Source organism: Foliimonas ilicis (assembly GCF_039939195.1).
GTDB lineage: Bacteria > Pseudomonadota > Alphaproteobacteria > Rhizobiales > Rhizobiaceae > Foliimonas > Foliimonas ilicis.
Genome location: NZ_JBDUUH010000005.1, coordinates 53,255 through 76,438, shown reverse-complemented (window position 1 = coordinate 76,438; position 23,184 = coordinate 53,255). Strand labels below are relative to the sequence as shown.

At 57.0% G+C, this 23,184-nt stretch carries 21 protein-coding genes; 5 read left to right on the top strand and 16 right to left on the bottom strand.

Annotated elements, in window-relative coordinates:
* Window positions 1-17: 17 nt before the first annotated feature.
* The 3 genes from ABFT80_RS12705 to ABFT80_RS12695 all read right to left on the bottom strand — a co-directional run bounded on the left by ABFT80_RS12705 (window position 18) and on the right by ABFT80_RS12695 (window position 3,223).
* Entirely contained in the window at window positions 18-1,232 is a 1,215-nt protein-coding gene (locus tag ABFT80_RS12705; protein ID WP_347972296.1) for an MFS transporter, read from the bottom strand.
* A gap of 131 nt (window positions 1,233-1,363) precedes the next feature.
* Window positions 1,364-1,921: a flavin reductase family protein gene (locus tag ABFT80_RS12700; RefSeq protein ID WP_347972295.1), complete on the bottom strand. Its 558-nt coding sequence runs from the start codon at window positions 1,919-1,921 to the stop codon at window positions 1,364-1,366.
* A gap of 93 nt (window positions 1,922-2,014) precedes the next feature.
* Window positions 2,015-3,223 (bottom strand): acyl-CoA dehydrogenase family protein, encoded by a 1,209-nt coding sequence (locus ABFT80_RS12695; protein WP_347972294.1) that lies wholly within the window; start codon window positions 3,221-3,223, stop codon window positions 2,015-2,017.
* Window positions 3,224-3,864: 641 nt separating this feature from the next.
* Here ABFT80_RS12695 and ABFT80_RS12690 point away from each other — a divergent pair.
* Window positions 3,865-4,512, top strand: coding sequence for a TetR/AcrR family transcriptional regulator (locus tag ABFT80_RS12690; protein ID WP_347972293.1), 648 nt, complete (start codon window positions 3,865-3,867; stop codon window positions 4,510-4,512).
* 128 nt (window positions 4,513-4,640) lie between these two features.
* Here ABFT80_RS12690 and ABFT80_RS12685 read toward each other — a convergent pair whose 3' ends face one another.
* The 6 genes from ABFT80_RS12685 to ABFT80_RS12660 all read right to left on the bottom strand — a co-directional run bounded on the left by ABFT80_RS12685 (window position 4,641) and on the right by ABFT80_RS12660 (window position 12,002).
* Window positions 4,641-5,846 (bottom strand): acyl-CoA dehydrogenase family protein, encoded by a 1,206-nt coding sequence (locus ABFT80_RS12685; RefSeq protein WP_347972292.1) that lies wholly within the window; start codon window positions 5,844-5,846, stop codon window positions 4,641-4,643.
* Window positions 5,847-5,906: 60 nt separating this feature from the next.
* Window positions 5,907-6,653 (bottom strand): SDR family oxidoreductase, encoded by a 747-nt coding sequence (locus ABFT80_RS12680; RefSeq protein ID WP_347972291.1) that lies wholly within the window; start codon window positions 6,651-6,653, stop codon window positions 5,907-5,909.
* Between the two features lie 18 nt (window positions 6,654-6,671).
* Window positions 6,672-8,417: an IlvD/Edd family dehydratase gene (locus tag ABFT80_RS12675; RefSeq protein ID WP_347972290.1), complete on the bottom strand. Its 1,746-nt coding sequence runs from the start codon at window positions 8,415-8,417 to the stop codon at window positions 6,672-6,674.
* A gap of 277 nt (window positions 8,418-8,694) precedes the next feature.
* Window positions 8,695-9,612 (bottom strand): SMP-30/gluconolactonase/LRE family protein, encoded by a 918-nt coding sequence (locus ABFT80_RS12670; RefSeq protein ID WP_347972545.1) that lies wholly within the window; start codon window positions 9,610-9,612, stop codon window positions 8,695-8,697.
* An 822-nt stretch (window positions 9,613-10,434) separates the two neighbouring features.
* Window positions 10,435-11,748, bottom strand: a complete 1,314-nt coding sequence (locus ABFT80_RS12665) for a type II toxin-antitoxin system HipA family toxin (protein WP_347972289.1) — start codon at window positions 11,746-11,748, stop codon at window positions 10,435-10,437.
* Window positions 11,748-12,002: a helix-turn-helix domain-containing protein gene (locus tag ABFT80_RS12660; RefSeq protein WP_347972288.1), complete on the bottom strand. Its 255-nt coding sequence runs from the start codon at window positions 12,000-12,002 to the stop codon at window positions 11,748-11,750. The genes ABFT80_RS12665 and ABFT80_RS12660 overlap by 1 nt, the downstream gene beginning before the upstream one ends.
* 227 nt (window positions 12,003-12,229) lie before the next feature.
* Between ABFT80_RS12660 and ABFT80_RS12655 the strand changes: the two genes are divergently transcribed.
* Together ABFT80_RS12655 and ABFT80_RS12650 are read left to right on the top strand one after the other, a co-directional pair.
* A complete protein-coding gene (locus ABFT80_RS12655; protein WP_347972287.1) occupies window positions 12,230-12,811 on the top strand; it encodes a GntR family transcriptional regulator in 582 nt (193 codons plus the stop codon).
* Window positions 12,812-12,835: 24 nt separating this feature from the next.
* Window positions 12,836-13,171, top strand: a complete 336-nt coding sequence (locus tag ABFT80_RS12650; protein WP_347972286.1) for a HipA domain-containing protein — start codon at window positions 12,836-12,838, stop codon at window positions 13,169-13,171.
* Between the two features lie 396 nt (window positions 13,172-13,567).
* Here ABFT80_RS12650 and ABFT80_RS12645 read toward each other — a convergent pair whose 3' ends face one another.
* Window positions 13,568-14,317 (bottom strand): SDR family NAD(P)-dependent oxidoreductase, encoded by a 750-nt coding sequence (locus tag ABFT80_RS12645; RefSeq protein WP_347972285.1) that lies wholly within the window; start codon window positions 14,315-14,317, stop codon window positions 13,568-13,570.
* 279 nt (window positions 14,318-14,596) lie between these two features.
* Here ABFT80_RS12645 and ABFT80_RS12640 point away from each other — a divergent pair, with 279 nt between their 5' ends.
* Window positions 14,597-14,869, top strand: coding sequence for a helix-turn-helix domain-containing protein (locus ABFT80_RS12640; protein ID WP_347972284.1), 273 nt, complete (start codon window positions 14,597-14,599; stop codon window positions 14,867-14,869).
* The gene (locus ABFT80_RS12635) at window positions 14,866-16,104 is read left to right on the top strand and encodes a type II toxin-antitoxin system HipA family toxin (protein WP_347972283.1); all 1,239 of its coding nucleotides are present in this window, start codon (window positions 14,866-14,868) and stop codon (window positions 16,102-16,104) included. The genes ABFT80_RS12640 and ABFT80_RS12635 overlap by 4 nt, the downstream gene beginning before the upstream one ends.
* A gap of 205 nt (window positions 16,105-16,309) precedes the next feature.
* Here ABFT80_RS12635 and ABFT80_RS12630 read toward each other — a convergent pair whose 3' ends face one another.
* Genes ABFT80_RS12630 through ABFT80_RS12605 form a run of 6 tightly spaced genes read right to left on the bottom strand, consistent with a single transcriptional unit; the run spans window position 16,310 to window position 23,136 of the window.
* Complete coding sequence (locus ABFT80_RS12630) at window positions 16,310-17,797, bottom strand: M81 family metallopeptidase (protein WP_347972282.1); 1,488 nt, start codon at window positions 17,795-17,797, stop codon at window positions 16,310-16,312.
* Between the two features lie 22 nt (window positions 17,798-17,819).
* Window positions 17,820-18,797 (bottom strand): ABC transporter ATP-binding protein, encoded by a 978-nt coding sequence (locus tag ABFT80_RS12625; protein WP_347972281.1) that lies wholly within the window; start codon window positions 18,795-18,797, stop codon window positions 17,820-17,822.
* Window positions 18,794-19,750: an ABC transporter ATP-binding protein gene (locus ABFT80_RS12620; RefSeq protein ID WP_347972280.1), complete on the bottom strand. Its 957-nt coding sequence runs from the start codon at window positions 19,748-19,750 to the stop codon at window positions 18,794-18,796. Before ABFT80_RS12620 ends, ABFT80_RS12625 begins: the two co-directional genes overlap by 4 nt.
* 1 nt (window position 19,751) lies before the next feature.
* Window positions 19,752-20,597: an ABC transporter permease gene (locus ABFT80_RS12615; protein WP_347972279.1), complete on the bottom strand. Its 846-nt coding sequence runs from the start codon at window positions 20,595-20,597 to the stop codon at window positions 19,752-19,754.
* A 2-nt stretch (window positions 20,598-20,599) separates the two neighbouring features.
* Window positions 20,600-21,526 carry an ABC transporter permease gene (locus ABFT80_RS12610; protein WP_347972278.1) on the bottom strand — a complete coding sequence of 309 codons (927 nt, stop codon included), beginning with the start codon at window positions 21,524-21,526 and terminating at the stop codon, window positions 20,600-20,602.
* A gap of 41 nt (window positions 21,527-21,567) precedes the next feature.
* Complete coding sequence (locus tag ABFT80_RS12605; RefSeq protein WP_347972277.1) at window positions 21,568-23,136, bottom strand: ABC transporter substrate-binding protein; 1,569 nt, start codon at window positions 23,134-23,136, stop codon at window positions 21,568-21,570.
* Between the last annotated feature and the right edge of the window lie 48 nt (window positions 23,137-23,184).

The window sequence follows — 23,184 nt, the reverse complement described above, 5'->3', positions numbered from 1 at the left end:
CTTTCGGACGAGATCCGCTAACCGCCAGCCACCTGAGTTTCGCTGACCTTCGCCGACTTTCGATTCATTGCAAAGAGTGCAATGAGTGCACATCCGAAGGTGAGCGCTGCCTGAAAACGCCATGCGGTATCAAAGTCCCAAACGGCCGCAATCTTGCTGAAAAGCGGTGGAATTAGTGCTCCGCCGATGGCTGCAATCGAGAGCATCAGGCCAACTGCTGTCGGTACGTCAGAGATGTGGAAGCCACTGTCGCGTTCGCCGGGAATCGACACCCATGGAACAAAGGCTGCGATGAGAGTGATACCGATGACCGCAGCAGCCAATTGGAGTCCGAAAAGGCCTAGATGCGGGATCAGCAGGAAGGCGATCGCCTCAATCACGCAGGCAACGAGGAATGTAGGCAGTACACCCAGGACCTTGTCAGTAAGCCAGCCGCCGATAAGCCCACCAGGAATGCCGGCCAGCAATAGGATAAGTCCAATACTGCTCGACGCTGTGCTATCGACGTTCAAATTCATTTCGGCGTATGACGGCAGAAGCTGTGCAGCGCTGAAATAGCTTCCATAGGCACCAAGGATCGCCACGCCCATGATCCACAGTCGGGGGTTGCCAAATACGCGTCGCAGCGATTCCTTGCCGAGATGGTGTCCTTCGATAACGTCGTCGCTGCGGCTCGGCGGAGCAGGGAAAAGAAGGACTACGAATACCAGCGTGACAAGTCCGATGGCGGCGCCGATCAGAAGGCCCCCGCGCCAGCCAAAGGCGGCTATGATAGGGACCCAGACAAAAAGGCCGATGGCGGCACCGGTCGTAAAGCCGCCACCCTGGATGATACCGTTTGCGAGAGCAAGCTCTTTGCCGCGGAACCAGGCCGCCGTCAGACCGATCGCGCTGCCGATATAGATGGAACCGCCAATTCCGCATAACAGGCGGGCGAATAGGAGCACTTCATAATTTGGAGCCCAGCCAGACAGCGCAGCTCCGACTGTCTGGACTACGATGCCCATGATCATGGCCATTCGCATGCCATACTTTTCCGCCAGCCAGCCGCCAGGAATATGAGCGATACCATAGCCCGCAATGAACATGCCGACGATGACGCCGACTTCCGCGAACGATATCTCCATATCTCCGACGATACCGCCAAAGGCTGGAACAATGGAGAACCAGTTCAAAGTGAACTGCTGGAAGGACAAGAAGATGATTGCTAAAGCTACCCAACGATTTTTCATGGACCCCTCTTTTATTTATTTGTGATTTCGCGGAAATTCCAAGATGCAGGCTCTGCGATATTACCTGAGCCGACCCATTTTCGACTCTGGGATGCATGTCGACCTAGCGGGCGAGTGCACCTTAAATCCCGTCAAGAATCGATCGTGCTGGACGGGAAGCCATAGAGCCGGTTCCAGTAGAGAAGCGGCCGTTTCTCAGTCGTGATCAGGTGGGTGACGGCACCGATGAAAAGACGATGAGAACCCGCATCCGTCACCGAGTCGACGGAACACTCAGCGGCTATCGCCGCGTTAGCCATCAGCGGCTCTCGATCTTTTCCATGCTGGATCCAGTCCACGCAGGAAAAATCGTATGCCTCTCCTGATTTAGGCCGGCCGGCGAATATATCTGCGATATGCGCCTGGTCAGCGGAAAGCACATGTATCGCAAACATGCCACTTGCCATCATCGCTTCGCACATCTTGCTACGGCGATTGACGCATACAGAGATCAAAGGCGGGTCTGCCGAGACGGATAGAAAGGAGCTGACGGTCAGCGCCATTCGCTGACCGTCGACATTTGTCGTTATGACCGACACTAGCGACGCTGCCTGCCGCATGGCAGAAAGGAAGACATCACGACAAATCGGCTGCGGTTGCTGATGGCGTGTCATGTAAGATGCTTTCGAGCTACGGCCGGCATCGAGCATTCTGATTCTCCTTCGGAATTCCGTTGCGTTTCCCAAGCCACAATGTCGTATCCAGGCGACTGTTATCCGCCGACCGCGAGTTGAGAGCGTTCCTCAATCGTCCAGCATTGGATTTTCGGATGGTAGCCCGAGCAGGACGCGCCCGTATGTCGAGGCGTTGACGTCCCAATTCTGGGTAACGTGGCGATTTGCGACGATCATATCCGCGACGCAGCGTGCGATCGGATTGCGTTCATAAATGACACCACCACCGCCTGCTTCGAGCACCGTGTTAACGGCGGAAGACGAGAGCTTCCCAGCATACGCCGCCATCGCCCGGAAACGGGTCCGGTCTTCCACAGTCGTTTTCACTCCGCGACTGACGAGGCTTTCAGCTTCCTCCACAACCGAGTAAATCAGCTGACGCGCCACGAGCACCGAGGATTGCGCATCGGCAACCTTCACCTGCTGCGTCGTGTAACTCGATACGCTCGCTCCGGACATTGTAGCTGCCCGCTTACGTGCATTCGCCACGTAGTAATCGACTGCAGATTCAGCAATGCCAAGGGCTGCACTTCCTATGAAGCATCCGAAGATCGAGTACGGCGGTATTTGATACACCGGCGCGCCGTTGACCCTTGACCCAGGGCTACGGCCCTCGCCCTTAAGGTCGTTCTCCGCCACGGTCATATGTTCTGGAACAAACAAGTCGGAGATAGACACGTCATGGCTTGACGAACCCTTCAGCCCGATCGTGTACCACGTATCCAGCACGGTGATCTGGTCCCTGCGTACAACGAAATGCCGCTCCTCATCCTCCCCGTTTGCGGTCTTGTAATCACCGGTGAAGATGACCCAATCCGCGATCTCCACGCCGCTGACGAAGGGCCACCGCCCCGTGAGCGTGTAGCCGCCTTCCACCTTTTTGGCTTTTCCAATACCTGGGATGAGAATGCCGCTTACGAGGGCATCGGGCATCTCTCCCCAAATCTCGTCCTGGGCGCGCTCCGGCCAATTCGCCAGCATCAGGTTATGAAGAACATTCTGGACCACGATCCACGCTGTCGATCCGCAGCCGTGAGCGACTGCGCGAAGCAAGTCGACCCCTTCCCGCATTTTTCCTTCCGCACCACCATAACGCTTGGGCTGCCAGATTCGCGATAAGCCTTCGGCCTTGAGCCGCATCCTCACTTCTTCGGGCGGTCGGCGCATACCGTTCGTCTGTTCAGACATTTCGCGCAGAAATGGGACCATCTCCCTGGCTCTCACCACGAGATCACTTCCGCCAACAGCGCCACTGGGGTTTCTAACCGGCATATTCATCGTGTCTCTCCTCGCTGACTATTTTATAGAACATGCGTTTTGTAACAAGCAAGCTTTTTGTTCGTCACATTTCGACCCAGATGCGGTGAGGCTCAAAGCAATTGTTCCAGTTAAGTCTTCACATGGCTAGCCAAGCTAGCGCTCTTCCAGGGCGACGAAGCAAGCGCAAGATCACGATTTATAGCATTGTTTTAATTGATACTTATAATTTTATCAGTTGCCGGCGGAGACTGCATACCCGCGCTGGAACATGTACAATCCCTTGGGAGATCGAGTTGGCCGAATCTCTTCCGTCATGCTGTTAACAGAAGTCTGCATAGGCTAATTGTGAGACACACGTTTTATAAAAAATGTTGTCTCAAGCCTATGATGGTCTGGATCGTTTTCGCTGCCATGGACCTTTTTTGATTAAAAGAAGGCCAGATGCCAAACAATTTTGCTCATTTAGGCCTTTCAAAAAGGCAGAATGCTGATATTTTTGGCAGTCGTAGTACCTTCGAGGGAATGGTCCTCGATCGTCATCCGGTCTCGACCGTATCCAGAACGCGTCGTCGACAACAACGAAACAAAATGCGAATCATGCTTCCTGTCGTTTTGGACGATTGGGATTGCAGCATGAGCCGTGGATATTGGAGAGTGCGATGCCGAAGCTAGGAATGGAGGTCGTCCGACGGCGACAGGTCATCGATGCAGCGGTGTCGATACTGTCCAATCAAGGTTGGCACTACCTGACCATCAGGGAGGTCAGTGAGGTTGCAAATATTTCGGCTGGGGTGGTGACGCATTATTTCTCAAGCAAGCGGTCCATCATTATAGATGCCATTGCCGATACGAATCAGAAGTTCTCAAGAACGATCAGCCAGATCGAGAGAAAGAATTCAAACGTCAAACTTCGATTGGTCGCCATCGTAGAACTTATGACGAGGCCCGAGGCATACGGTTTGCCGCATCATAATTTTTGGATAGCCCTTTATGGTCGCCTCCCTTTTGATCAAGTGATCCAGGCCGAGCTACAACGTCTGCAGAGATGGCTTCAGGAGTGCGTTGCCAAGATTGTGAAGCAGGGGATCCATCAGGGTGATTTCAAATCGGATCATGACCCCGATGATATCGCAGCAAACTTTGTCGTAATGGCTTTTGGACAGATCATGACAGCCGCAGCGGCGCCTTCCGATCTGCCCTCAGAGCGTTGCCGCAAGTTGCATCTCGACATGCTGGGGGCAATGCTCGGCGCGCCATTCAGTCAGTTTGAGGGTCAATCGGCACGAGACGGCTTAAATACAGCTTAGAAAATTTCTATACATCTGAACCTGAAATTCGCAAGCATGGACTAAGAAAGACATGCCGCGGAGAGCAGCGACATCCGAAGCTGCAATCTTACTCCTGTCCAGAAGCGGCGCGCAGTGAGATCAAATCATTAGAGATTTGCCGCTGTCAGAGGTAGCCGGAGCCGGGCGCGGCCATGCTCTATGGTGTTGACCTGCAAGTTCATCACCGTATGACGGCTGGCGACCAGCATATCCTGATAAATCCGGGCAATCGGGTTGGCCTCATATGCCCCCCGGGCACCTACCAAGTCCCATATGGACTGTGCGGCGCGGCGCGCCAGGTCACCGGCGTAAGCTGCATTGCAGCGGTAACACGATCGCTCCATAGGCGTTGGGATCCGTCCGGCATCGGCGAATTGCATCATCTCTTCGGCATCAGCTCGCAGCAGCGCCTGAGCTGCCTGGAGAGAAGCGGAAATTTCGCCGACCGCCATCTGATGCGTCGCGTAGGTAACCGTATGCTCACCCGTGACCATGGAGCGCCGTTCTCGGGTTTGCGACAGGAATAGCTCGAACATGCTTTCAGCGATTCCCACGAGGCAAGATGCGTGGGGCAAGCCAAATGTCATATGCACCGGCATCCTGAAGATAGCTGCTTTGTTACCCTCGCTACCAGGATTTGGTCCGCCCTTGAAAACGCTCAAGGGGACACTCATGACCTCTGGCACAAAAAAGTCGTTCAATTCGATGTCATGGCTTCCTGAGCCCTTAAGACCGATAGAGAACCAGGTATCAAGAATATGAACCTCACTGGTACGTACGAGAAAGTAGCGTTCCTCATCCCGCGTATTTTCACGCTTAAGCATCGCCGCAATAAGGCACCAGTCCGACCCTTTAACGCCGCTGACAAAAGGCCATTTCCCTGACAGGCGATAGCCGCCATTCACCGGGACCGCACTGCCGGCCATAGGAATAATCGTCCCGCTGATCAACACGTCCGGTGTACGCCACACTTCATCCTGTGCTTCCAGCGGCCAGCGCGCCACCATAAAATTATGGAGTATGTACTGGGTCAGGCACCATGCTGTCGACGGGCAGCCGCTTGCGGTTGGGACGAGGACCTCCAAAAGAGACCCAACGCTGGCTTCCGCGCCGCCGTAGCGCGCCGGTTGAAGAAGCCGGGGAAGTCCGGAGGAGCGCAATTCGGACAATACTTCTTCCGTCAAGGCGCGCGCGGCATTGACCTCATCCACGTGTTCCCGGAACGATGGGATCATATCTTGCGCGCGTCGTATAAGCTGCTCGGCACTCACGGCCGGATGCTCGCCATTCCTCCAACCATATATGACGGCCATTAAACTTAACTCCAGATTTCAAGTCCGCTGAGGATGCGCGCGATCGATAACATTAAGCAACTATCCCCGGCCAATGAAAGGCATACTCGTGGCGGTCACAGTCAAGAATGGTACGTTTGCCTCAAGTGGCAAGCCAGCCATGAACAGGACCGCGTCAACGACGTTCGAGGCATTCATGGTTGGCTCGGCTCGAGTGGTGCCATCAGGTTGCAACATACCTGTTGCCATGCCGGCCGTCATGGATGTTGCGGCATTGCCGATATCGATTTGTCCGCACGCAATGTCGAAAGGCCGCCCCTCCAATGCTATAGCCTTGGTAAGCCCGGTGATCGCATGCTTGGATGCGGTATAGGCTACAGCGTTGGGCCTCGGAACCTGTGCCGAAATCGATCCGTTGTTTATAATACGGCCGCCAGCCGGGTTTTGTTTTTTCATATGCCTGAACGCGGCCTGGGCGCAGTAGAAAGCTCCTGACAGGTTTACGTCGATGAGCCGGCGCCAGTCTTCAGCCGAGACCTCGTCGATCGGGCTGCTCGCGGTAAATGCCCCTGCGTTGTTGAAAAGCAGATCTACGCGGCCAAGTGCCTCCGCAGTCTGGTCGAACAACCTCTCCACTGCGACCGGGTCGGTGACGTCGGTGGGTATCACAAGCGCTCGATCGTGATGAGGAGCTTTGCGGCTTGTTTCCATCAAGGTATCGCTAGAGCGCCCAGCCAACGCCACACGATATCCATGCGCAAGAAAGCCGAGAGCCACGAGCCTACCAATTCCTGAGCCGGCACCCGTAACGATGGCAACCTTTTCCAAACTTATTCTCCTTTATCGTCAGTGGGCGTTCTGAGACACTCCAGCACCTCTGCGTCCTACGAGAAAATCGAAGTCTGCACCTTTTTCGGGCTGCAATACGTGATCGATGAACAGTTGCTGGTACCCGCCGAGCCGGGTGCCGTCAGCAACAGGCAGGCTGGCGCGACGGCTGGCAAGAACTTCCTCGTTGACGTCAAGATGGATACGTCGTGCCTCCACATCGATCTCTACGAAATCACCATCCTGCACCAGGGCTAGCGGACCGCCGATCGCCGCTTCCGGTGAAACGTGAAGTATTACGGTCCCGTACGCAGTCCCGCTCATGCGCGCATCGGAAATTCTCACCATGTCGCGGACACCTTTTTCGAGAAGCTTGCGCGGTAGCGGCATATTCCCCACCTCCGGCATGCCGGGGAAGCCTTTGAGACCGACATTCCGCATGACGAGAACCGAGTCGGCATCAACTTCGAGATTCAGATCGTCGATTCTGGCACGCATGTCATCAAGGCCTTCGAAGACGACCGCCCGGCCACGGTGCTTTAGAAGACGATGCGATGCGGCGGAAGGCTTTATTATCGCTCCATTGGGAGCAAGGTTGCCTTTGAGAAGCGCAATCCCTGCTGCTTGCTGGACAGGATTGTCGAGCGAACGAATGACTTCACGGTTCCAGGAGCGTGCTTCTTGAGTATTTCCACCTATTGTGCTGCCATTCACCGTCACTGCGCTTCGGTCGAGCATATCTGCCAATTCTCGGATCACAGCCGGAAGTCCGCCAGCGTAGTAAAAGTCTTCCATCAGGAAGCGGCCGGACGGCATAAGGTCCACCAGCAATGGAACACCCCTGCCCCAGTCGTCAAAATCCTCCAGCGACAGCGGGATCTCCATTCGGCCTGCAATCGCGAGCAAATGAATGACCGCATTGGTCGATCCGCCTATGGCGGCATTGATCTTCACCGCATTATAGAACGAGCGCCGATCGACCACGTCGGACATACGGATGTTTTTATGCACCATATCGATGATCTGGCGCCCCGAGTTCTGGGCGAGTTCGTAACGGCGGGCGTCCACTGCCGGAATGGCAGCGTTATGGGGTAAGCTCAGACCGAGCGCCTCTACGATGCTGGCCATTGTCGATGCCGTGCCCATCGTCATGCAATGCCCAGCGGAGCGGGACATGCAAGCTTCCGCATCCAAAAGATCGCCGGAGGTGAGACGTCCAGCGCGAACGTCCTCGCTCATCGAAAACAGGTTCGTCCCCGAGCCGATGTCTTGGCCGCGAAACTTGCCGTTGAGCATCGGACCACCTGAAACGACAATCGTGGGCAGGTCGCAGCTTGCGGCTCCCATGACGAGCGCCGGGGTCGTCTTGTCGCAACCGCACAAGAGAACTACGCCGTCAATGGGATTGGCCCGAATGGATTCTTCGACGTCCATGCTAACAAGGTTGCGGAACAGCATGGCTGTCGGCCGAAGCAATGTCTCGCCGAGCGACATGACCGGGAATTCGACCGGAAATCCCCCAGCTTCCAGAACGCCCCGTTTTACCGCCTCCGCGATCTGGCGGAAATGTGCATTGCAAGGTGTCAGTTCGGACCATGTATTACATATTCCGATTACCGGTCGCCCGTCGAACATTCGCTGTGGCGTACCCTGGTTCTTCATCCATGACCTATGCATGAAGCCATTTCGATCCTGAGAACCGAACCAAGCGGACGAACGGAGAGGCGCCGTATTATTTGGCGAAAGCTTGGGTGGTTTACTCATCGATCCATATCCTAACTTTTGGCACTACTTTGGAACTCGGTGCCACGATATGCCCTGAAACGCGTCACGGTGCGGAACTCATCGAATGGTCAAGGACCGATCGACATTCAGGGCATTCTGTCTGGTTTTTCGGTGACGCATGCAAGTGCTGTGCTGTGTGGAGCAATGCTTGCCGGCACATCACAGGCCAGTGCACAGGCTATGAATCCGCCAGTGATGGTTGGTGATGATACGAGCCGCGTGGCGGCGGCTCTTCAAGATATCTTCGCCTATATCGCTATCGTGTCCCGATCGCCATGAGATAAATAGCGTAAAGTGATGACGTGGCGCAGATAAACAGCCGGTTGCGTTTGGCACCACCGAAAGTGACGTTGCCAACCGGTTCCGGAATAAGAATCTTGCCGAGGAGGGTCCCATCGGAATCTATACAGTGGACCCCGTCCCCAGCGCTCGTCCAGATACGCCCCTCGGTATCGATCCGAAATCCGTCGAAGAGACCGTTGCCGCAAACCGCAAACACCTCTCCGCCCGAAAGCATGCCATCCGCGCTGACCTTGAACCGGCGAATATGCTGTGGGCCTTTGTCCACATGCGTAACGCCGGTGTCTGCAATGTAAAGAATACTTTCATCGGGAGAGAAGGCTAAACCGTTGGGTCTGACCATGTCATCGGTGCGCTGCTCTACGGAACCGGTCGCGGGGTCTATGCGGTAGACATGGCAAGCGCCGATCTCGCTCTTCGCGCGATCGCCCTCATAATAGTGATCAATTCCGTAGGATGGATCTGAGAACCAGATCGAACCGTCGGATTTCACCACAACATCATTGGGAGCGTTTAACCGTTTGCCCTGGAAGTGCGAAGCCAGAGTCGTAATACTACCATTATGTTCCGTGCGCGTGACGCTTCGGCTCAGATGCTCGCAAGCAACCAGTCGACCTTCGAGATCGACCGTGCAGCCATTCGAATTGTTAGACGGCTGGCGAAACACGGAAACCGAACCGTCAGTCTCGTCCCAACGCATGATCCGGTTGTTGGGAATGTCGCTCCAAGTCAGGTAACGACCGGCTGGGAACCAGGCCGGCCCTTCGCAAAAACGCGCGCCCGTCCACAGGCGTTCGACGCGTGCATGCGACAGGCAAGACTTGAATCGAGGGTCCAGAACCTCAAAACCTGTGCCTTCAATTTCACCAAACATCATTATCCTCCTAACGGTTCGGCCAGAAGAGCTATCGTCAGAAATCCAAAGGTGCAATACATCCTAAAGCTGTGTTATACAAAATTAACAATTCATGCGCGCATTGCGTCCAGATTGAAAACGGGCCGACGCAGCCAACCAAAAAGAAGAAGACTTTCTTGAACTTGAGGAAGAAAAATGCTGCTTTCCGGCAACCATATCTCGTCCAAAAATTACGAAAGTCGTCAATCTTTCAATATGTTAGTTATGTCCTCTATCTGGGTATCGATCGAGGTCCGAGCTAGGCGCTCGGGTGGGCAAAGCCTCAGTGAGCAATATTCAGCCGATTGCTTTTTATCAGTCGATTGCTTCTTGCGCGCAGGAAGAACTGACTGCGAATTGATATCTATCAATATTCATAATTGGGTAAGACCGGTTGCGAAGGTCAGGAATGATCAAATAGCTTCACCGCATCAAAGCGCTCGACAATGGGATGAGGGCTTAGATATGCATTCGCTGCGGGGTGTTGAGTTCTCCCTGATGCTGTTATCTTAATTTGAAGCGAGAGTTCGGGCCGACCAGCCACCAGCAGTTCGAAACACACCTCACCAACTTCATCAACGCCTATGCGGCAGGGCAAGACGTGCCGTGGACCGCGTCGATGACCAGTGTCGGTACGCCGCGGGAAATGATGAGACCCGGCTGAATTCCAGCGGCAAGGCAGGCCCGTCAAACTGCCAGTTATCGCGTTGCTCGTCGAAATCAGGGCGCTTGTCCCAAAGCAGCGAGCCCCGGCCCAGAATAGCAATACTCGGGCATCTTCTTGCCTCAGACATGAGACGCCTACGAAAGTGAATCGGCGACGAGCCGGGTGCGATGGCTGATGGCCGCCACGGTCGATGTCACGAGCTGGCCGGGAAAACCGTTGGGCAGCGCCGCGACTGCGGCCTGCGCCTGCCGTTCTGCGTTCGCGGCGATGTCTTCAAAGATCGCCTTCATCGTGGGGGTGCCAACGCCGGCAAGGTCCGCCGTCTGCATGAAGTGACGGGGCACAATGTCATGGATGGCATAGTGGCGATTTTTGCCGACTGACATCGCGAGTTTGAATTTCTTTCGGGGGATCTGGCCTTCATCGAGACTCGGCTGCGCGCTCAGGACATCGTAGAGCGGTGTCATGCGGAATCGTCCGCCGGGGCCAAGGAAAATACTGACGTTTTTAGCGTGACCGTCGGTCGCGCCGAGCAGCCTGAACAGGATGCTGGCGCGTATGAATGTCGCGATGTCGGCATCGGGCGTGTCGCTGCCTTTCAGCAGGTTGATGATTTCCCGTATCCCGGGGCCGCCGTCGAACTGGTATTTCCTGGTGGGAGGGATCGCCAGCGCTTGGCAAGTGTCCTCTTGCGGCAGACGGAGCAATCTTCCGTCCTTTGTCCAAAGGCGGTCGAAACGCTCGACGATCAGTGTGCGGCGTTCCCCGAAAACCGTAATCTCGACGTTCGCGGCGGGGACGCCAAAAGCTTCCAGCAGCTTCAGGCAGAGATATTCGTTCTCGACGCTGTTAGAAAGGTCGATACCGTTTGGAAGCTGGCCAATCTGCGGTTTGAGAATATGGGTGGTGGCGGTGGTGCCTGTGGGTTTGAACCACTTGCCGTCCTTGCGCAGCAGGGCGGTTTTTTCCTGTGCCCCGGCAATCGAGATTCGAAAATCTTCGTCTTCGCCCATGCCGAGCGGCGCTGCGGCGAGGTTCTTGATGATGTCTGCGATTTCGTCGTCGCTGACCGGCTTGCCATCGGTGTCACCGGCAGCGCCGGGATCAGTTCCATCGGGCAGGAATTGCAGGGCACCGACGCAATCTTGGCCCAGAGCAGTCAGCAGGCTGAAGGCGTCAGTGCCGTCCGCGCCGACGCGCTCGGCGACGCGCTTACGGATCGGATCGCTGTCGGGCAGCAGGTTGTCGAACACATTGATGACCGGGGTGCCAATATAGCGGTCCTCGCGCAGGGGCAGTGATAGCGACACCGGGAATGTGCCGCGCCAGTCCAGCCAGTCGCGTCCGTACTGGAAGTCGATTGCGCCAGTGGCCTCGCGGCGCAGCACACCGACATGGCGGCTGTTCAGGAAGACATTGAGGGGGGCGTGAGCCCGCTTTCGTGCCATCAGAACAAGTCCTCGATGTCGGCGGCGCTGCCTTGACTGCGCGGCCGGACGACCAGTTCCAGGTTGAGGGCTGAAAGGGCTTCCATCAGGGTACGCAGCTGGACAGCGGGCTCGCCAGCTTCAAGGCGCGAGACCGTACCCTGCCGCAGGTGAATTTGTTCGCCGAGCGCGCCCTGACTCAACCGCGCTTGTTTGCGGACGCGGCGCAGGATGGCGCCGAGTTGTTTCTCAGTGCGGGCGATCTGTTCGTTCATGGTAGCCTCCAATCACGAATATACGCGATGGCGTATAAGACGTCAATATACGCGAATGCGTGTAAGCTAGAGATATACGCGAATGCGTCTAAACGGCGAATATACGGGAGCGCGTATAAGAGCACGGGCGCGTCCCTCCTTTGCTGAATCCGCGGAGCGTCATGCTCTAGGCTGGCGTCCCGAGCCGCTGGTAGCCTCGGCGCGCGCAGGGTGTTCTGCCGCAGGAAGTGTCGGAGGCCGAGTTGATGCCGCGCTACGGCATCTCGCGCGGACTGGTGCGCAAACTCCTGCTGCGCTTTGCAGCGGAAGGGCTGGTCCAGCGCCTGCCGGGCCATGGCTGGCGCTTCGTCGATTCGCTCGAGGGCGAAGACGCCTATCGCGAGAGTTACGAATTCCGCATTGCGATCGAGTGTGCGGCGCTCAAATCGGCCCGCTTCCATGCCAACGAAAAGCAGCTTCTGCCTTTGCGGCGTGCGCATGAGCGCATTTTAAGCGATCGGGGCGCGAACACCGCCGGAGACGAGTGGTTTCGCGTCAATGCCGCATTCCACGAGAACCTCGCCGCATGCTCTGGAAATCGGTTTTTGACGGAGGCTGTTCGTCAGCAGAATAACCTGCGCCGAATGCAGAAATCCGCCGCCTTCAAGAAACAGCCCGCCGACCGTATCGAGCAGTCCTGCCGCGAGCATCTCGCGATTCTCGACGCAGTCCAGTCGGGCGATATCGACTGGGCAGAGGCAGTGTTGCGCCAGCATTTGCGACAAGCCGCCGATTTCGACCTGCCACAGAGCGAAGGAAGAACAGCTTGACGCCGAATTTCGACGGGTGATGGCGTGACCCTCAAGATGATGTTCAATGCCGTCAACGACCGCGCTTCTCCTGCCGAGCGAGTGAAGTTTCTCGATGCGATGATTTTCAACGTGCTTATCTGCAACTCGGACTCGCATGCAAAGAACTACTCTGCCCTAATCGGAGCTAGCGGATCAGCCAGGATGGCGCCGCTTTATGATTTGATGTGTGCCACCGTCTACCGTCAGCTCGACCAAAGCCTGCCCCAAGGTATTGCCGGACGGTTCACTGCGCCTGACTTGAGGCTGACGACCAAGCGCGGCAAGGATCGCCGTGTGCTCTTCATGGCCACACATATGCGACTTGCCTGGCACGAGTGAGGAATGCGGCACGCCCGAAAATTCGCGGATCGGCAGCGCATCGATTTCCGAACGGAACATCAAGGTTGGCCCCGTCTTGCCGCTATCGTAAATTACCGCAACACCATGCCCGCCCAGTCCAGTCAGAACTTGGTCCGCTCCTGTATCCGCGAGGAGGTCGACGACTTCGCTCGCTGTAACCTCTTCTTCATTTGAAATCTCTGGATACTGATAAAGCTTGCGCCATCATGCCGTAAGCTCGACAATATCCTGATTGGTCAGGTCACGTTACACCTCCGCGTGCGCCACAATCCTTATAACATGCGCGGTTCTCATGGGTATCTCCTTGCCCTTAAACCAGATCGTATCGTAGTCTACTATGCACCTTAAACCGACTACTACGCTGCGTAGGCGATGTTACGTGACGCCACCGTCGGCAACAATCGTACGTCCGGTAATCCACGTCGCGTCATCCGATGCGAGAAAGGTTACAATACCGGCAATATCGTCAGGCTGGCCGATGCGAGCCAGCGGTGTCATCGCCAATATCTGATCACCTCTTTCAGCAAGAATTTTGGTTGTCATATCTGTTTCAATTACGCCCGGTGCGACAGCATTGACCGTTATTCCCCTCGGGCCAAGCTCTTTGCTGAAGGCATGCGTTAAGGTACTCACCGCAGCTTTCGAGGCTGAATAAACGGAACTCCCGGAGATTGGCCTGAAAGCTAGCGCCGACGAAAAATTGATAATACGACCACCTGGCGAAGGCATGTGAGGCAGAGCCGCCTCGGTCATCAGCACAGTGCCCATAACATTGGCATCGAGGATGCTCCTCACAAATGCCGCATCCATCTTGCCGAGCGGGCAATACGTGCCGACCGCGGCGCAATTCACGAGCACATCAATACTGCCGAAATGGTCCACGACGATTGCGATCAGCGATTTTACCGCGTCAGGATCAGCGACATCTGCTCGAACCGCGAGACAGTTCCCTGTATCCCGGGCGAGTTCGGCCGCAAGTTTCGATGCAGCCGACTCGTCCGATCTGAACGCCATGACGACGCGGCAACCTAACGAAACGAAACGCCGTGAGATCGCCGCGCCGATGCCTTTGGATCCTCCCGTGACGACAACGGTTTTACCTTCCAATCCTCGAGCATCGCTCATTTGATAATTCCCAAAAACCTGCTCATTGACTAATATCGACCTAGAGAAGCCTATTAAAACACAACCATTGGAACTAATGCGGCAATAATTTCCGCTGCTGACAGTCATTTCTCGAGACGCGTGCGCTCCACGAGGCCTGAGGTGACAGCCTGGTTGGGATTGATGCACCTTCCCGACCGGGGCGAATCTTGGCGACGCAGCCGCAGCTTCCCGCTCGGTAAGCACACATTGATTTTCGACGAATCTTCCTGTACGGTAAGTCGAAAATGGAGACTGTCAATGTTCAGGTCCGCACGCGATTTTGGTGCCGCCGTTCGGGAAAAGCGCAGAGGTCTCGGGTGGACCCAGACTGAGCTGGCCGCTCGCTCCGGCACGGGCGAGCGCTTTATCGTCGAACTTGAATCCGGCAAGCCGAGCTGCCAGCTCGAAAAGGCACTGACCGTCGCCCGCACAGCCGGCCTGGAGATCGGCGACCTGAAGACAGCCGCGGTAACCATAACCGAACCAGACGACGACCTTGGTTTTCTGCCGACCTTCGGTGACGGTCGATGACTACAATCTTCTACGAGACCCTTCCCGTCGCGCAGATGATGTTCGAGGGTGAGTGGCGGCTCAACTACGATCCGTCTTGGGAGGCGCGCCGCTCGGCTTTCCCGATTTCGCTGACTATGCCCCTTCGCTCGGGACCTGTGGGTGCGGATAGGCTGTTGCCCTGGCTTGCCAACCTGCTTCCGGAAACGCATCTCGCAGAGATCGGTCAGCGGTTGAAGGTCTCTCCCCAGGACATAGTGGGCCTGCTTGGCCACATCGGGCGGGACACGGCGGGGGCGCTGTCCATTGGCGAGTCGAGGAAGACGGGCATCAACCTGCAGTCCATTCCGGACGGGGCGGCATTGGAACGCATCCTCAAAGAGCTTCCGGCCAAACCTTTTCTGGTGGGCGAGCGGGGCGTCTCGATGTCGCTTGCAGGGGTGCAGGAGAAGTTGCCTGTCTTTATCGATGCAGGCGGGGCCATCTCGATCCCCGTCGATGGAACACCATCAACGCACATCATCAAGCCGGACACCAGGCGGCTTGCGGGAAGTGTCGAAAACGAAGCCTTCTGTCTCGCGCTGGCGCGGGCATGCGGGTTGGAAGCCGCCCAGGCGACGATCGGCGTAGCTGGCGAACGATGTTATCTGCTGGTGAAGCGCTATGATCGCTTCACAGATCCGCAAGGCGAGATTCGCCGCCTGCATCAGGAAGATTTCTGCCAGCTCACAGGTCGTTTCCCGTTGCAGAAATACGGGCGATCCTCGACGGGTGGCGGCGTGACCCTCAAGATGATGTTCGATGCCATCAGCGACCTCGTTTCTCCTGCCGAGCGACTGAAGTTTCTCGATGCGGTGATTTTCAACGTGCTGATCTGCAATTCGGACTCGCATGCAAAGAACTACTCTGTCCTAATCGGAGCTAGCGGATCGGCCAGGATGGCGCCGCTTTATGATTTGATGTGTGCCGCCGTCTACCGTCAGGTCGACCAAAGCCTGCCCCAAGGTATTGCCGGACGGTTCACGGCGCCTGACCTGGGACGTCCTGATTGGCAAGCCCTTGCCGACGAAGCCGGGCTGAGCGGCGCAGCGACCGTCAGACGTGTCGAAGAACTGGCAGCGCTCGTAAGCAGCGCATTGGAGACCGTGGCGTCGCAACTCTCCGCCATGGCTGGCGATCCTACGAGAGTTCTTGAGCGCATCACGCACGAAGTTCACAAGAGATGCCGGCGAGTTCAGGTGCAAGCACGCAGTTGATGATGCCCAAAGCGATATCATTACCCAGCAGGTTCTTTCCGAGATTTACGGGGTTGGGCAGCCAAATGGTGAGGATATAGCGGTGGACGAACCTCACGACGCCCCGACGCCTTGCCCACGACGAAGAGTGAGGAGCGCCGCTGACACCGGGCAAACTCAGGATACGAATTCAGTTGTGTCGGCGTCAGGATCGAACCGGATGTGCTCATTCGCCGAAGTCGAGCGGAAAGATTGGCCTCGGCACATAGATGTAGGGCAGCTTGCTCAGGTCCGGTGTGCACAGCGCGCCGCTGTCGCAGACGATCACCTCACCGGCGATCGGCTCGAACGCCGCACGGAAATGCTGCATCGACTTTAACGCAACCACCGATTTCTGTTCTGGATTTATCCCGAAAGCCCTGAATTGCTGGAGATCCAGCATCTGCGACGGGATAGAAACGACGAGTATATCTATTCCACTAACGTTCAACACCGCCGTCGGCCCCCATCTGCCTTTCAGCCCACCGGACATCGGGCCATCGCCAATGTAGATGCCATCGCTAAGATGCATCACGGTGCCGATTAGGTCGAGAGGACCGCCGCCAAAACGCGGATCTGTCTTGCCGCCGAGCCGGACCGAAACCGTATCTCCCACCTCATTACGATGGAGATCGGCTGCCGCCTGGCTATCTACCATTGGCCCGAAGCAAGCATCAACGACTCCCGCATCGAGCAGTGCGCGCAGGAGCTCAGTCGAATCGCCATAGCCGCCGCCGCCAGGATTGTCAGCATAGTCGGCGACGACGATCGGACCACTGGTATCACAATATGCCTTGCACATTGCCGCCGCTTCATCGACGGAGTGATATTGGTTGAGGCACTCGAAACGCCGTTCCCAGATATCGTCGGCTATGCTTTCGGCAAAGCTACGGTGTCGCTCCATATCGCCCTGTGCGGTGACCAGCACGGTCGGCCCCACTTCAACAATGTCAGCATTGCCAAAGGCGCCATTCACACTGACTGCAAACACCTCCGGGTCGGTTTCGTAGGCGCGCGCCCTGGCGATGCGGTCAATCATCGGGCCGATGTCGGTGCGCCCACTATTGACCTCCTCCAGCATCGGCCGGTGTACACGCACGGTCGTCGGCGCAATCTCCCCTGCCATTGTACGGTGCAGGATGTCGGCAGCCTGGCGTGCGCAGTCGCGCATGTCGATATGCGGGTAGGTCTTGTAGGAGACGATGATATTGGCGCAGGCGCACATCTGAAGTGTGACGTTTGCATGCGGGTCAAGCGTAATCGCGATCGGAAGTTCGGGGCCTATTACGGCACGCAGACGGCCGAGCAGTTCGCCCTCGCCGTCCTGGCAAAAATCGGTCACCATCGCCCCATGCAGACCGAGAAGAATGCCATCGAGCCTGTCCCGGTTGGCCCGCGCAGTCTCGACGATCAGTCCCGCAATGCGCTCAAACGCTTCTCGCGTTACCGGACCGGCAGGTGCCGCAGAGGTACTCACAGTGTGAATAGTGGTCCAGCGCCGCAGCCGCGCAACATCGAGGAATCCGGCAATGTCGGTGTTCGCATCGCCGCGTTCGGCAGCCGCCTCGTCTCCAAGATACCAGTAACGATCGAGGAAGGCTGAAAAATCGGTCACGCGGGAGCTAAAGGTGTTGGTCTCGTGCGCGAATTCACCGGTCAGGACCATAAACGACATATTCGGACTCCAAAAATTGCAGTCAAACGATTGGGTGGTGGCAGGCAGCTGCGTGGCCGGCCACGTCTTTGGACAGGTCGGGGCGCTGCTCGTGACAGAGATCGGTTGCACGCTCGCAGCGAGCGGCGAACGCGCATCCCAACGGCAAATTGAAGGGGCTCGGGATTTCACCGCTAAGCTTCGTTACGACGCGGCGCCGGGTTGGATCGGGTTCGAAGGTGCTGTCGAGCAAGGACCGCGTATAAGGGTGGCGCGGCATGGCGTTGGTCGTCGGGAGGATTTCCACGATGCGCCCGAGATACATCACGACGATCCGGTCGCAGAAATAGCGGACCAGACCAAGATCGTGCGAGATAAACAGGTAGGTGAGCCCCAGATCCTGGCGCAAGCCCTCAAGCAAGGCGACGATCTGGGCCTGGATCGACACGTCGAGCGAGGCCGTCGGTTCATCGAGAACCAGGAATGACGGACTGAGCGCCAGTGCCCGGGCAATTCCCACGCGTTGCTTCTGTCCACCGGAGAGCTGATGCGGATAGTTGCCTGCCATGTCAGGGCTCAAGCCGACCATATTCAGCAAATGTTCGGTCTTGGCGCGTGCGTCAGCGGTGCTCAACGAAATCCCTTGCACGCCGAACGGCTCGAGCAACGCGTCGCGGATAGAATACCGGGGATCAATTGCAGAATAGGGATCCTGAAACACCATTTGCATCTTCCGGCGCAGCTTGCGGAGCTGCCGTCCGCTCAATGTGCCAAGATCGCTGCCGTCGAAGCTCACCGAACCCTTGCTGGCCTCGATCAGCCGCAAGACAAGACGTGCCAGGGTGGACTTTCCGCAACCCGATTCACCGACGACGCCGGTGATTTGACCGCGCGGAATATCGAGCGAGACGTCACTGACAGCACGCAGCAGCCGCGGTGAGGAAAAGAGCCCGCCTCGGCGGCCGAATTCACGCGTCAGCCCACGAATTGAAACCAGGGCTTGGGGTGCTGGGTGAATCACGAGACAGCCTCGCTGAAATGGCAGGCGACGGCGGCGGCACCGTGTATCTGCAAGTGTGGCAGCTCGCTGGCGCAGATCGATTGGGCAAGAGCACAGCGGGGATGGAACCGGCAACCGGCGGGGTAGCTGAGTACGCCGGGCACGACGCCCGGAATTCCTTTGAGGCTGCCCGCAGCCTGTCCGGCGCGGGGGATGCAGCCGATCAGATTACGCGTGTAGGGATGTCTGGGTGCGGCGAAGATCGGGCCGACGAAATTGCTTTCCGCCACACGGCCCGCATAGAGCACCACGACGCGGTCGCAAGCCTGGGCCACTACGCTCATATCGTGCGTTATGAAGATCATGGCGAGGCCGCGTTGTCGAACCAGATCGATCATGATCTGGATGATCTGCGCTTGGATCGTGACATCGAGCGCCGTAGTCGGCTCGTCGGCGATAATCAATTCCGGATCGGCGGCGAGCGCCATTGCAATTACGATCCGCTGCTTCATGCCACCCGACAACTGGTGGGGATACTGACCGTGAACCGTTGCCGCCTCGGGAATCCGCAACTGTTCCATCAGGTCGATGCTGCGCGCCTTAGCCTGTGCGGCCGAATAGCCGAGATGGATGCGGGCGACATCGTCGATCTGCGCGCCAACATGCAGCACAGGATCGAGCGAGGTCATCGGGTTTTGCGTGATCAACGCGATGCGCCGACCACGCAATTTGCGATAGGCCTTCTCGGCGATTCCGACGAGGTCGATCCCGTCGAAACGCATAGACCCGCCGGTCACCCGCCCACCAATCAACGGCAGAAGCCCCATGATGCTCATGGCCGTTAGCGACTTTCCCGAGCCTGACTCACCGACGATGCCAAGAATCTCGCCTTTGGCAACATCGAAAGAAATACCATCGAGCGGGTTGAGGCGGCTGATGCGGATCGAGAGATCGCGGATCGAAAGAAGGGCCATCTCAGCCGTCCCGCAATCGAGCGCGGATGTCGAGGGACTCGATCACTTCGTCACCAAAGAGATTGATGGCGATAACCGTCGTCGCGATCGCGAGCCCCGGGAAAATAATGATCCACGGCGCAATGAAGATTGTTGCCGTGCCGCTGCTCATCATTGCTCCCCAACTCGGCGTGGGCGGTTGCGCACCAAGACCGAAGAAGCCGAGAGTTGCTTCGAGAATGATCGCATCGCCTGTGGCGAGCATGGCGGCGACGATGATAGGCGTCACCGCATTTGGAATGAGATGCCGGAACAGGATATGCGCATGGGTAGCGCCGAGATTGATCGTGGCCTCGACATAGGTTTCGCCCTTCAGCGCCATGATTTGCGCGCGCGCCAAGCGCGTAAACTGCGCCAGATAGGCAACGCTGATGGCAATGGCTGTACTGTGCAATCCCGGTCCGATGATCGCAATAAAGATAAGCGCGATGAGTATCTCAGGGAAAGACCAAGTCAGATCGACTACCGCAGTTACGGCACGGTCAAAAGCGCCGCCGAAATAGCCAGCTGCGGCGCCCAAGCTGGTGCCTACCAGAACAGAGACGCCGATGGAGATAACAGCCACCGTCAGCGATGTACGAGCACCGTGGATGATGCGCGACAGCAAATCGCGACCAAACTCGTCGGTGCCAAGCCAGTGCGTCAGTGAGGGTTCATTATTGGCGCTTGGCAAATTCTGAATGTCATACGCATAGGGCGCGATCCAAGGGGCCAGCACCGCACACATGATCACGACGCTGAGGAAGGCGGCGGAAATGCCGCCGCGCGGCGATCGAAGAACCTTGGCCAGGGCTTTGGAGCTTGCCATTCTCAAGTCGTCCTTTCTCGGACCCGCGGGTCGATGGCAGCCTGAAGAATATCGCCGAGCAAAGTGCCTAGCATGACCGCAATGGCCAGCATCAAAAGGCAGCCCTGCACCACGGGATAATCGCGTTGATTGAGGGAGGTAATAAGCAGGGAGCCGAGACCCGGCCGCGCGAAGACGAATTCGACCGTTACGGCGCCGCCGAGGATCCAGCCGATGCGCAGGCTGAGGATCGTTAGAACCGGAAGCAGCGCGTGACGCAGCACATGGCGCAGTTGAATACGCGCCGACGACACACCTTTGGCATGGAGCATCAGAACGAAATCCTTGCGGGCAATGTCGATCATCGCCGCGCGCGTCACGCGTGCAACCAAGGCGACGCCCCCAAGGCCGATGGTGAGAACCGGCAGGACCAGCGCGCTGGCGCTTCGAGCGCCGGAGACCGGAAACCAGCCGAGTTGCACCGCAAACAGCAAGATCATCAGCAGGCCGAGCCAGAAACTCGGAACGGTCGATCCCAGCAGGATCAGGGTCATGACGGTTCGATCCAGCCAGCTGTCCTTCAGGATCGCGGCCAGAGCACCGGCGGCAATTCCCACCACTGTCGAAAAGGCCAGTGCGAGTCCGCCAAGTGCCAGGCTGTGAGGCAGATTTTGCGCAATGAGCGCCGCCACCGGCTGGCGCAAGATGATGGCGTCGCCGAGATCGCCGGACAACATTTTCTGAAACCACAGCCCGTACTGGACCAGCAGAGGCTGATCGAAGCCGTATCTTGCGCGCAGGGCCGCTTGTTGTTCAGGCGAGGATCCGACCTGCATGATGTTCGCGAGCGGATCGCCCGGAACCAGATGGATGATCAGAAATATGATCAACGACACGGCGAGGAATACCGGAACGAGCATAAGTAGTCGTTTGATGACGAAAATGAACATCCCGGCACTCTTCGCAATGGCTGTTTTGCGGTGAAAGACGCTTAGTCCTTTACTTCGATATCGAGCACCACATGGCTTTGGAATCGGCCCCGGATGGTCTTCGGAAGCACGAGCGCCTCAGTGTTGTAGGCAACATTCGTCACGGGCTGATAAATCGGCGCGAAAGGGAACTGGGACAGGATGTACTCGTGATACGTCTTGAAGTTGGCAACGCGCTCGTCCCACGTGCGCGACTTGGTCATCGCTATGTCGTTCAACTCTTCGGCCCTGGAATCATTCAGCATCGAGACGTTCGGATAGCCCAGACGCTTTGCGCTGAAGAACCAGTCGATGATGTCCGCGTTAGCCCATGCGTAGGTCCGAATTGCCAGCTGGTGCTCCGTTTCCTTCTTGTATTGGGCGTTGATCGTGCTGGAATCGAACACCGTGATGTCGGCTTGCATACCGATTGCTTTCAACTGTGCCTGCACGACTTCCGACACGCGCTTGAACTCGGTCCCGTTCTGGGTCCACAGCTTGACCTGCAGGGGCTTCCCGTCTTTTGCGCGAATGCCTCCCGATCCCATGGTCCAGCCGGACTCATCGAGAAGGCTGTTGGCCTTTTCGAGATCGAAACTGATAAGGAACTCGGGATCGACCTGAGATTCCAGCAGGCTATCGATAAGGAACGTATGTGCAGGCAAACCGACCCCACCAAAGAGGCTAGTTGTGATTTCCTGTTGGTTGATCGCCAGAGCGGCGGCCTGGCGCACCTTGATGTCGGTGAACGGCTCCACCGAGGTGTTGATCGGCATATAGATCATTTCCGTGCCCGGCAAAGTAACAACCTCAATTGCCTCCTGACTTTTCAAGCGCGGCAGGAAGTCCGTTGGTACACGCAGCAGAAGATCGACGCCGCCCGTTTGCAGCTCGAGGAACGCGGTGGAATCTTCGGTGATTTCCCGCACCTCCAGACGCTGAATCTTGGCTGGTCCTTTGTTCGTTGAGAGGTCTGACGCCCAAGTGTAGTCGTCATTGCGCACAAGAATCGTCTGCTGACCGACCGTGAATTGCTCGAGCTTGAACGGTCCGGTTCCGATGGCCTCGGTCACGCCAAACTGGTCACCGAGGCGGTCATAGGCCGTCGGCTCGGGAACGCTCATGAAGGTGCTCGCCAGATTGAAGAGCAGGTTCGGGTCAGGGTTCTTCATGACGAACCTGACCGTAAGATCGTCGATCACTTCCACCTTCTCGATGGCGTCGACCATGAACGAGTTCTCGGTACCCTTGAACTTTGGAATCCACCATTCGATTGTATTGGCATTAAACGGCTCGCCATTGTGGAATGTGACGCCCGAGCGAAGCTTGAACGTCCACTGCATGCCATCAGGAGCGGACTCCCAAGAGGTAGCGAGTTGGCCGTGGTAGCTCTGATCGGTATCCTGGACAACCAGTCGATCATAGATGAGCGAGATGGCATCGTTCAGTCTGGTACCTTTGATGGGATCGTAACTAGGCGCTCCAACATCGCGGGCGGTCAGGACGAAGGTTGCCTCCTGCGCAGCGACAACATTAGGCAAGACGACGAAGGCTGCTGATGCCAGCAGAGCGGTTTTAGCCAGATAATTCATGATGTCACAGTTCCCTTTTGTTTATTATTAATGGAACGCTTTGCTGCG

Excerpts from the sequence above, each read along its gene's own strand:
- ABFT80_RS12665 (WP_347972289.1), bottom strand. The coding sequence starts at position 11,748 with ATGGCACGAAAGCGGGCTCACGCCCCCCTCAATGTCTTCCTGAACAGC.
- ABFT80_RS12645 (WP_347972285.1), bottom strand. The coding sequence starts at position 14,317 with ATGAGCGATGCTCGAGGATTGGAAGGTAAAACCGTTGTCGTCACGGGA.
- ABFT80_RS12705 (WP_347972296.1), bottom strand. The coding sequence starts at position 1,232 with ATGAAAAATCGTTGGGTAGCTTTAGCAATCATCTTCTTGTCCTTCCAG.
- ABFT80_RS12700 (WP_347972295.1), bottom strand. The coding sequence starts at position 1,921 with ATGCTCGATGCCGGCCGTAGCTCGAAAGCATCTTACATGACACGCCAT.
- ABFT80_RS12670 (WP_347972545.1), bottom strand. The coding sequence starts at position 9,612 with ATGTTTGGTGAAATTGAAGGCACAGGTTTTGAGGTTCTGGACCCTCGA.
- ABFT80_RS12690 (WP_347972293.1), top strand. The coding sequence starts at position 3,865 with ATGCCGAAGCTAGGAATGGAGGTCGTCCGACGGCGACAGGTCATCGAT.
- ABFT80_RS12675 (WP_347972290.1), bottom strand. The coding sequence starts at position 8,417 with ATGAGTAAACCACCCAAGCTTTCGCCAAATAATACGGCGCCTCTCCGT.
- ABFT80_RS12695 (WP_347972294.1), bottom strand. The coding sequence starts at position 3,223 with ATGAATATGCCGGTTAGAAACCCCAGTGGCGCTGTTGGCGGAAGTGAT.
- ABFT80_RS12630 (WP_347972282.1), bottom strand. The coding sequence starts at position 17,797 with ATGTCGTTTATGGTCCTGACCGGTGAATTCGCGCACGAGACCAACACC.
- ABFT80_RS12615 (WP_347972279.1), bottom strand. The coding sequence starts at position 20,597 with ATGGCAAGCTCCAAAGCCCTGGCCAAGGTTCTTCGATCGCCGCGCGGC.
- ABFT80_RS12605 (WP_347972277.1), bottom strand. The coding sequence starts at position 23,136 with ATGAATTATCTGGCTAAAACCGCTCTGCTGGCATCAGCAGCCTTCGTC.
- ABFT80_RS12685 (WP_347972292.1), bottom strand. The coding sequence starts at position 5,846 with ATGGCCGTCATATATGGTTGGAGGAATGGCGAGCATCCGGCCGTGAGT.
- ABFT80_RS12660 (WP_347972288.1), bottom strand. The coding sequence starts at position 12,002 with ATGAACGAACAGATCGCCCGCACTGAGAAACAACTCGGCGCCATCCTG.
- ABFT80_RS12640 (WP_347972284.1), top strand. The coding sequence starts at position 14,597 with ATGTTCAGGTCCGCACGCGATTTTGGTGCCGCCGTTCGGGAAAAGCGC.
- ABFT80_RS12610 (WP_347972278.1), bottom strand. The coding sequence starts at position 21,526 with ATGTTCATTTTCGTCATCAAACGACTACTTATGCTCGTTCCGGTATTC.
- ABFT80_RS12620 (WP_347972280.1), bottom strand. The coding sequence starts at position 19,750 with ATGGCCCTTCTTTCGATCCGCGATCTCTCGATCCGCATCAGCCGCCTC.
- ABFT80_RS12635 (WP_347972283.1), top strand. The coding sequence starts at position 14,866 with ATGACTACAATCTTCTACGAGACCCTTCCCGTCGCGCAGATGATGTTC.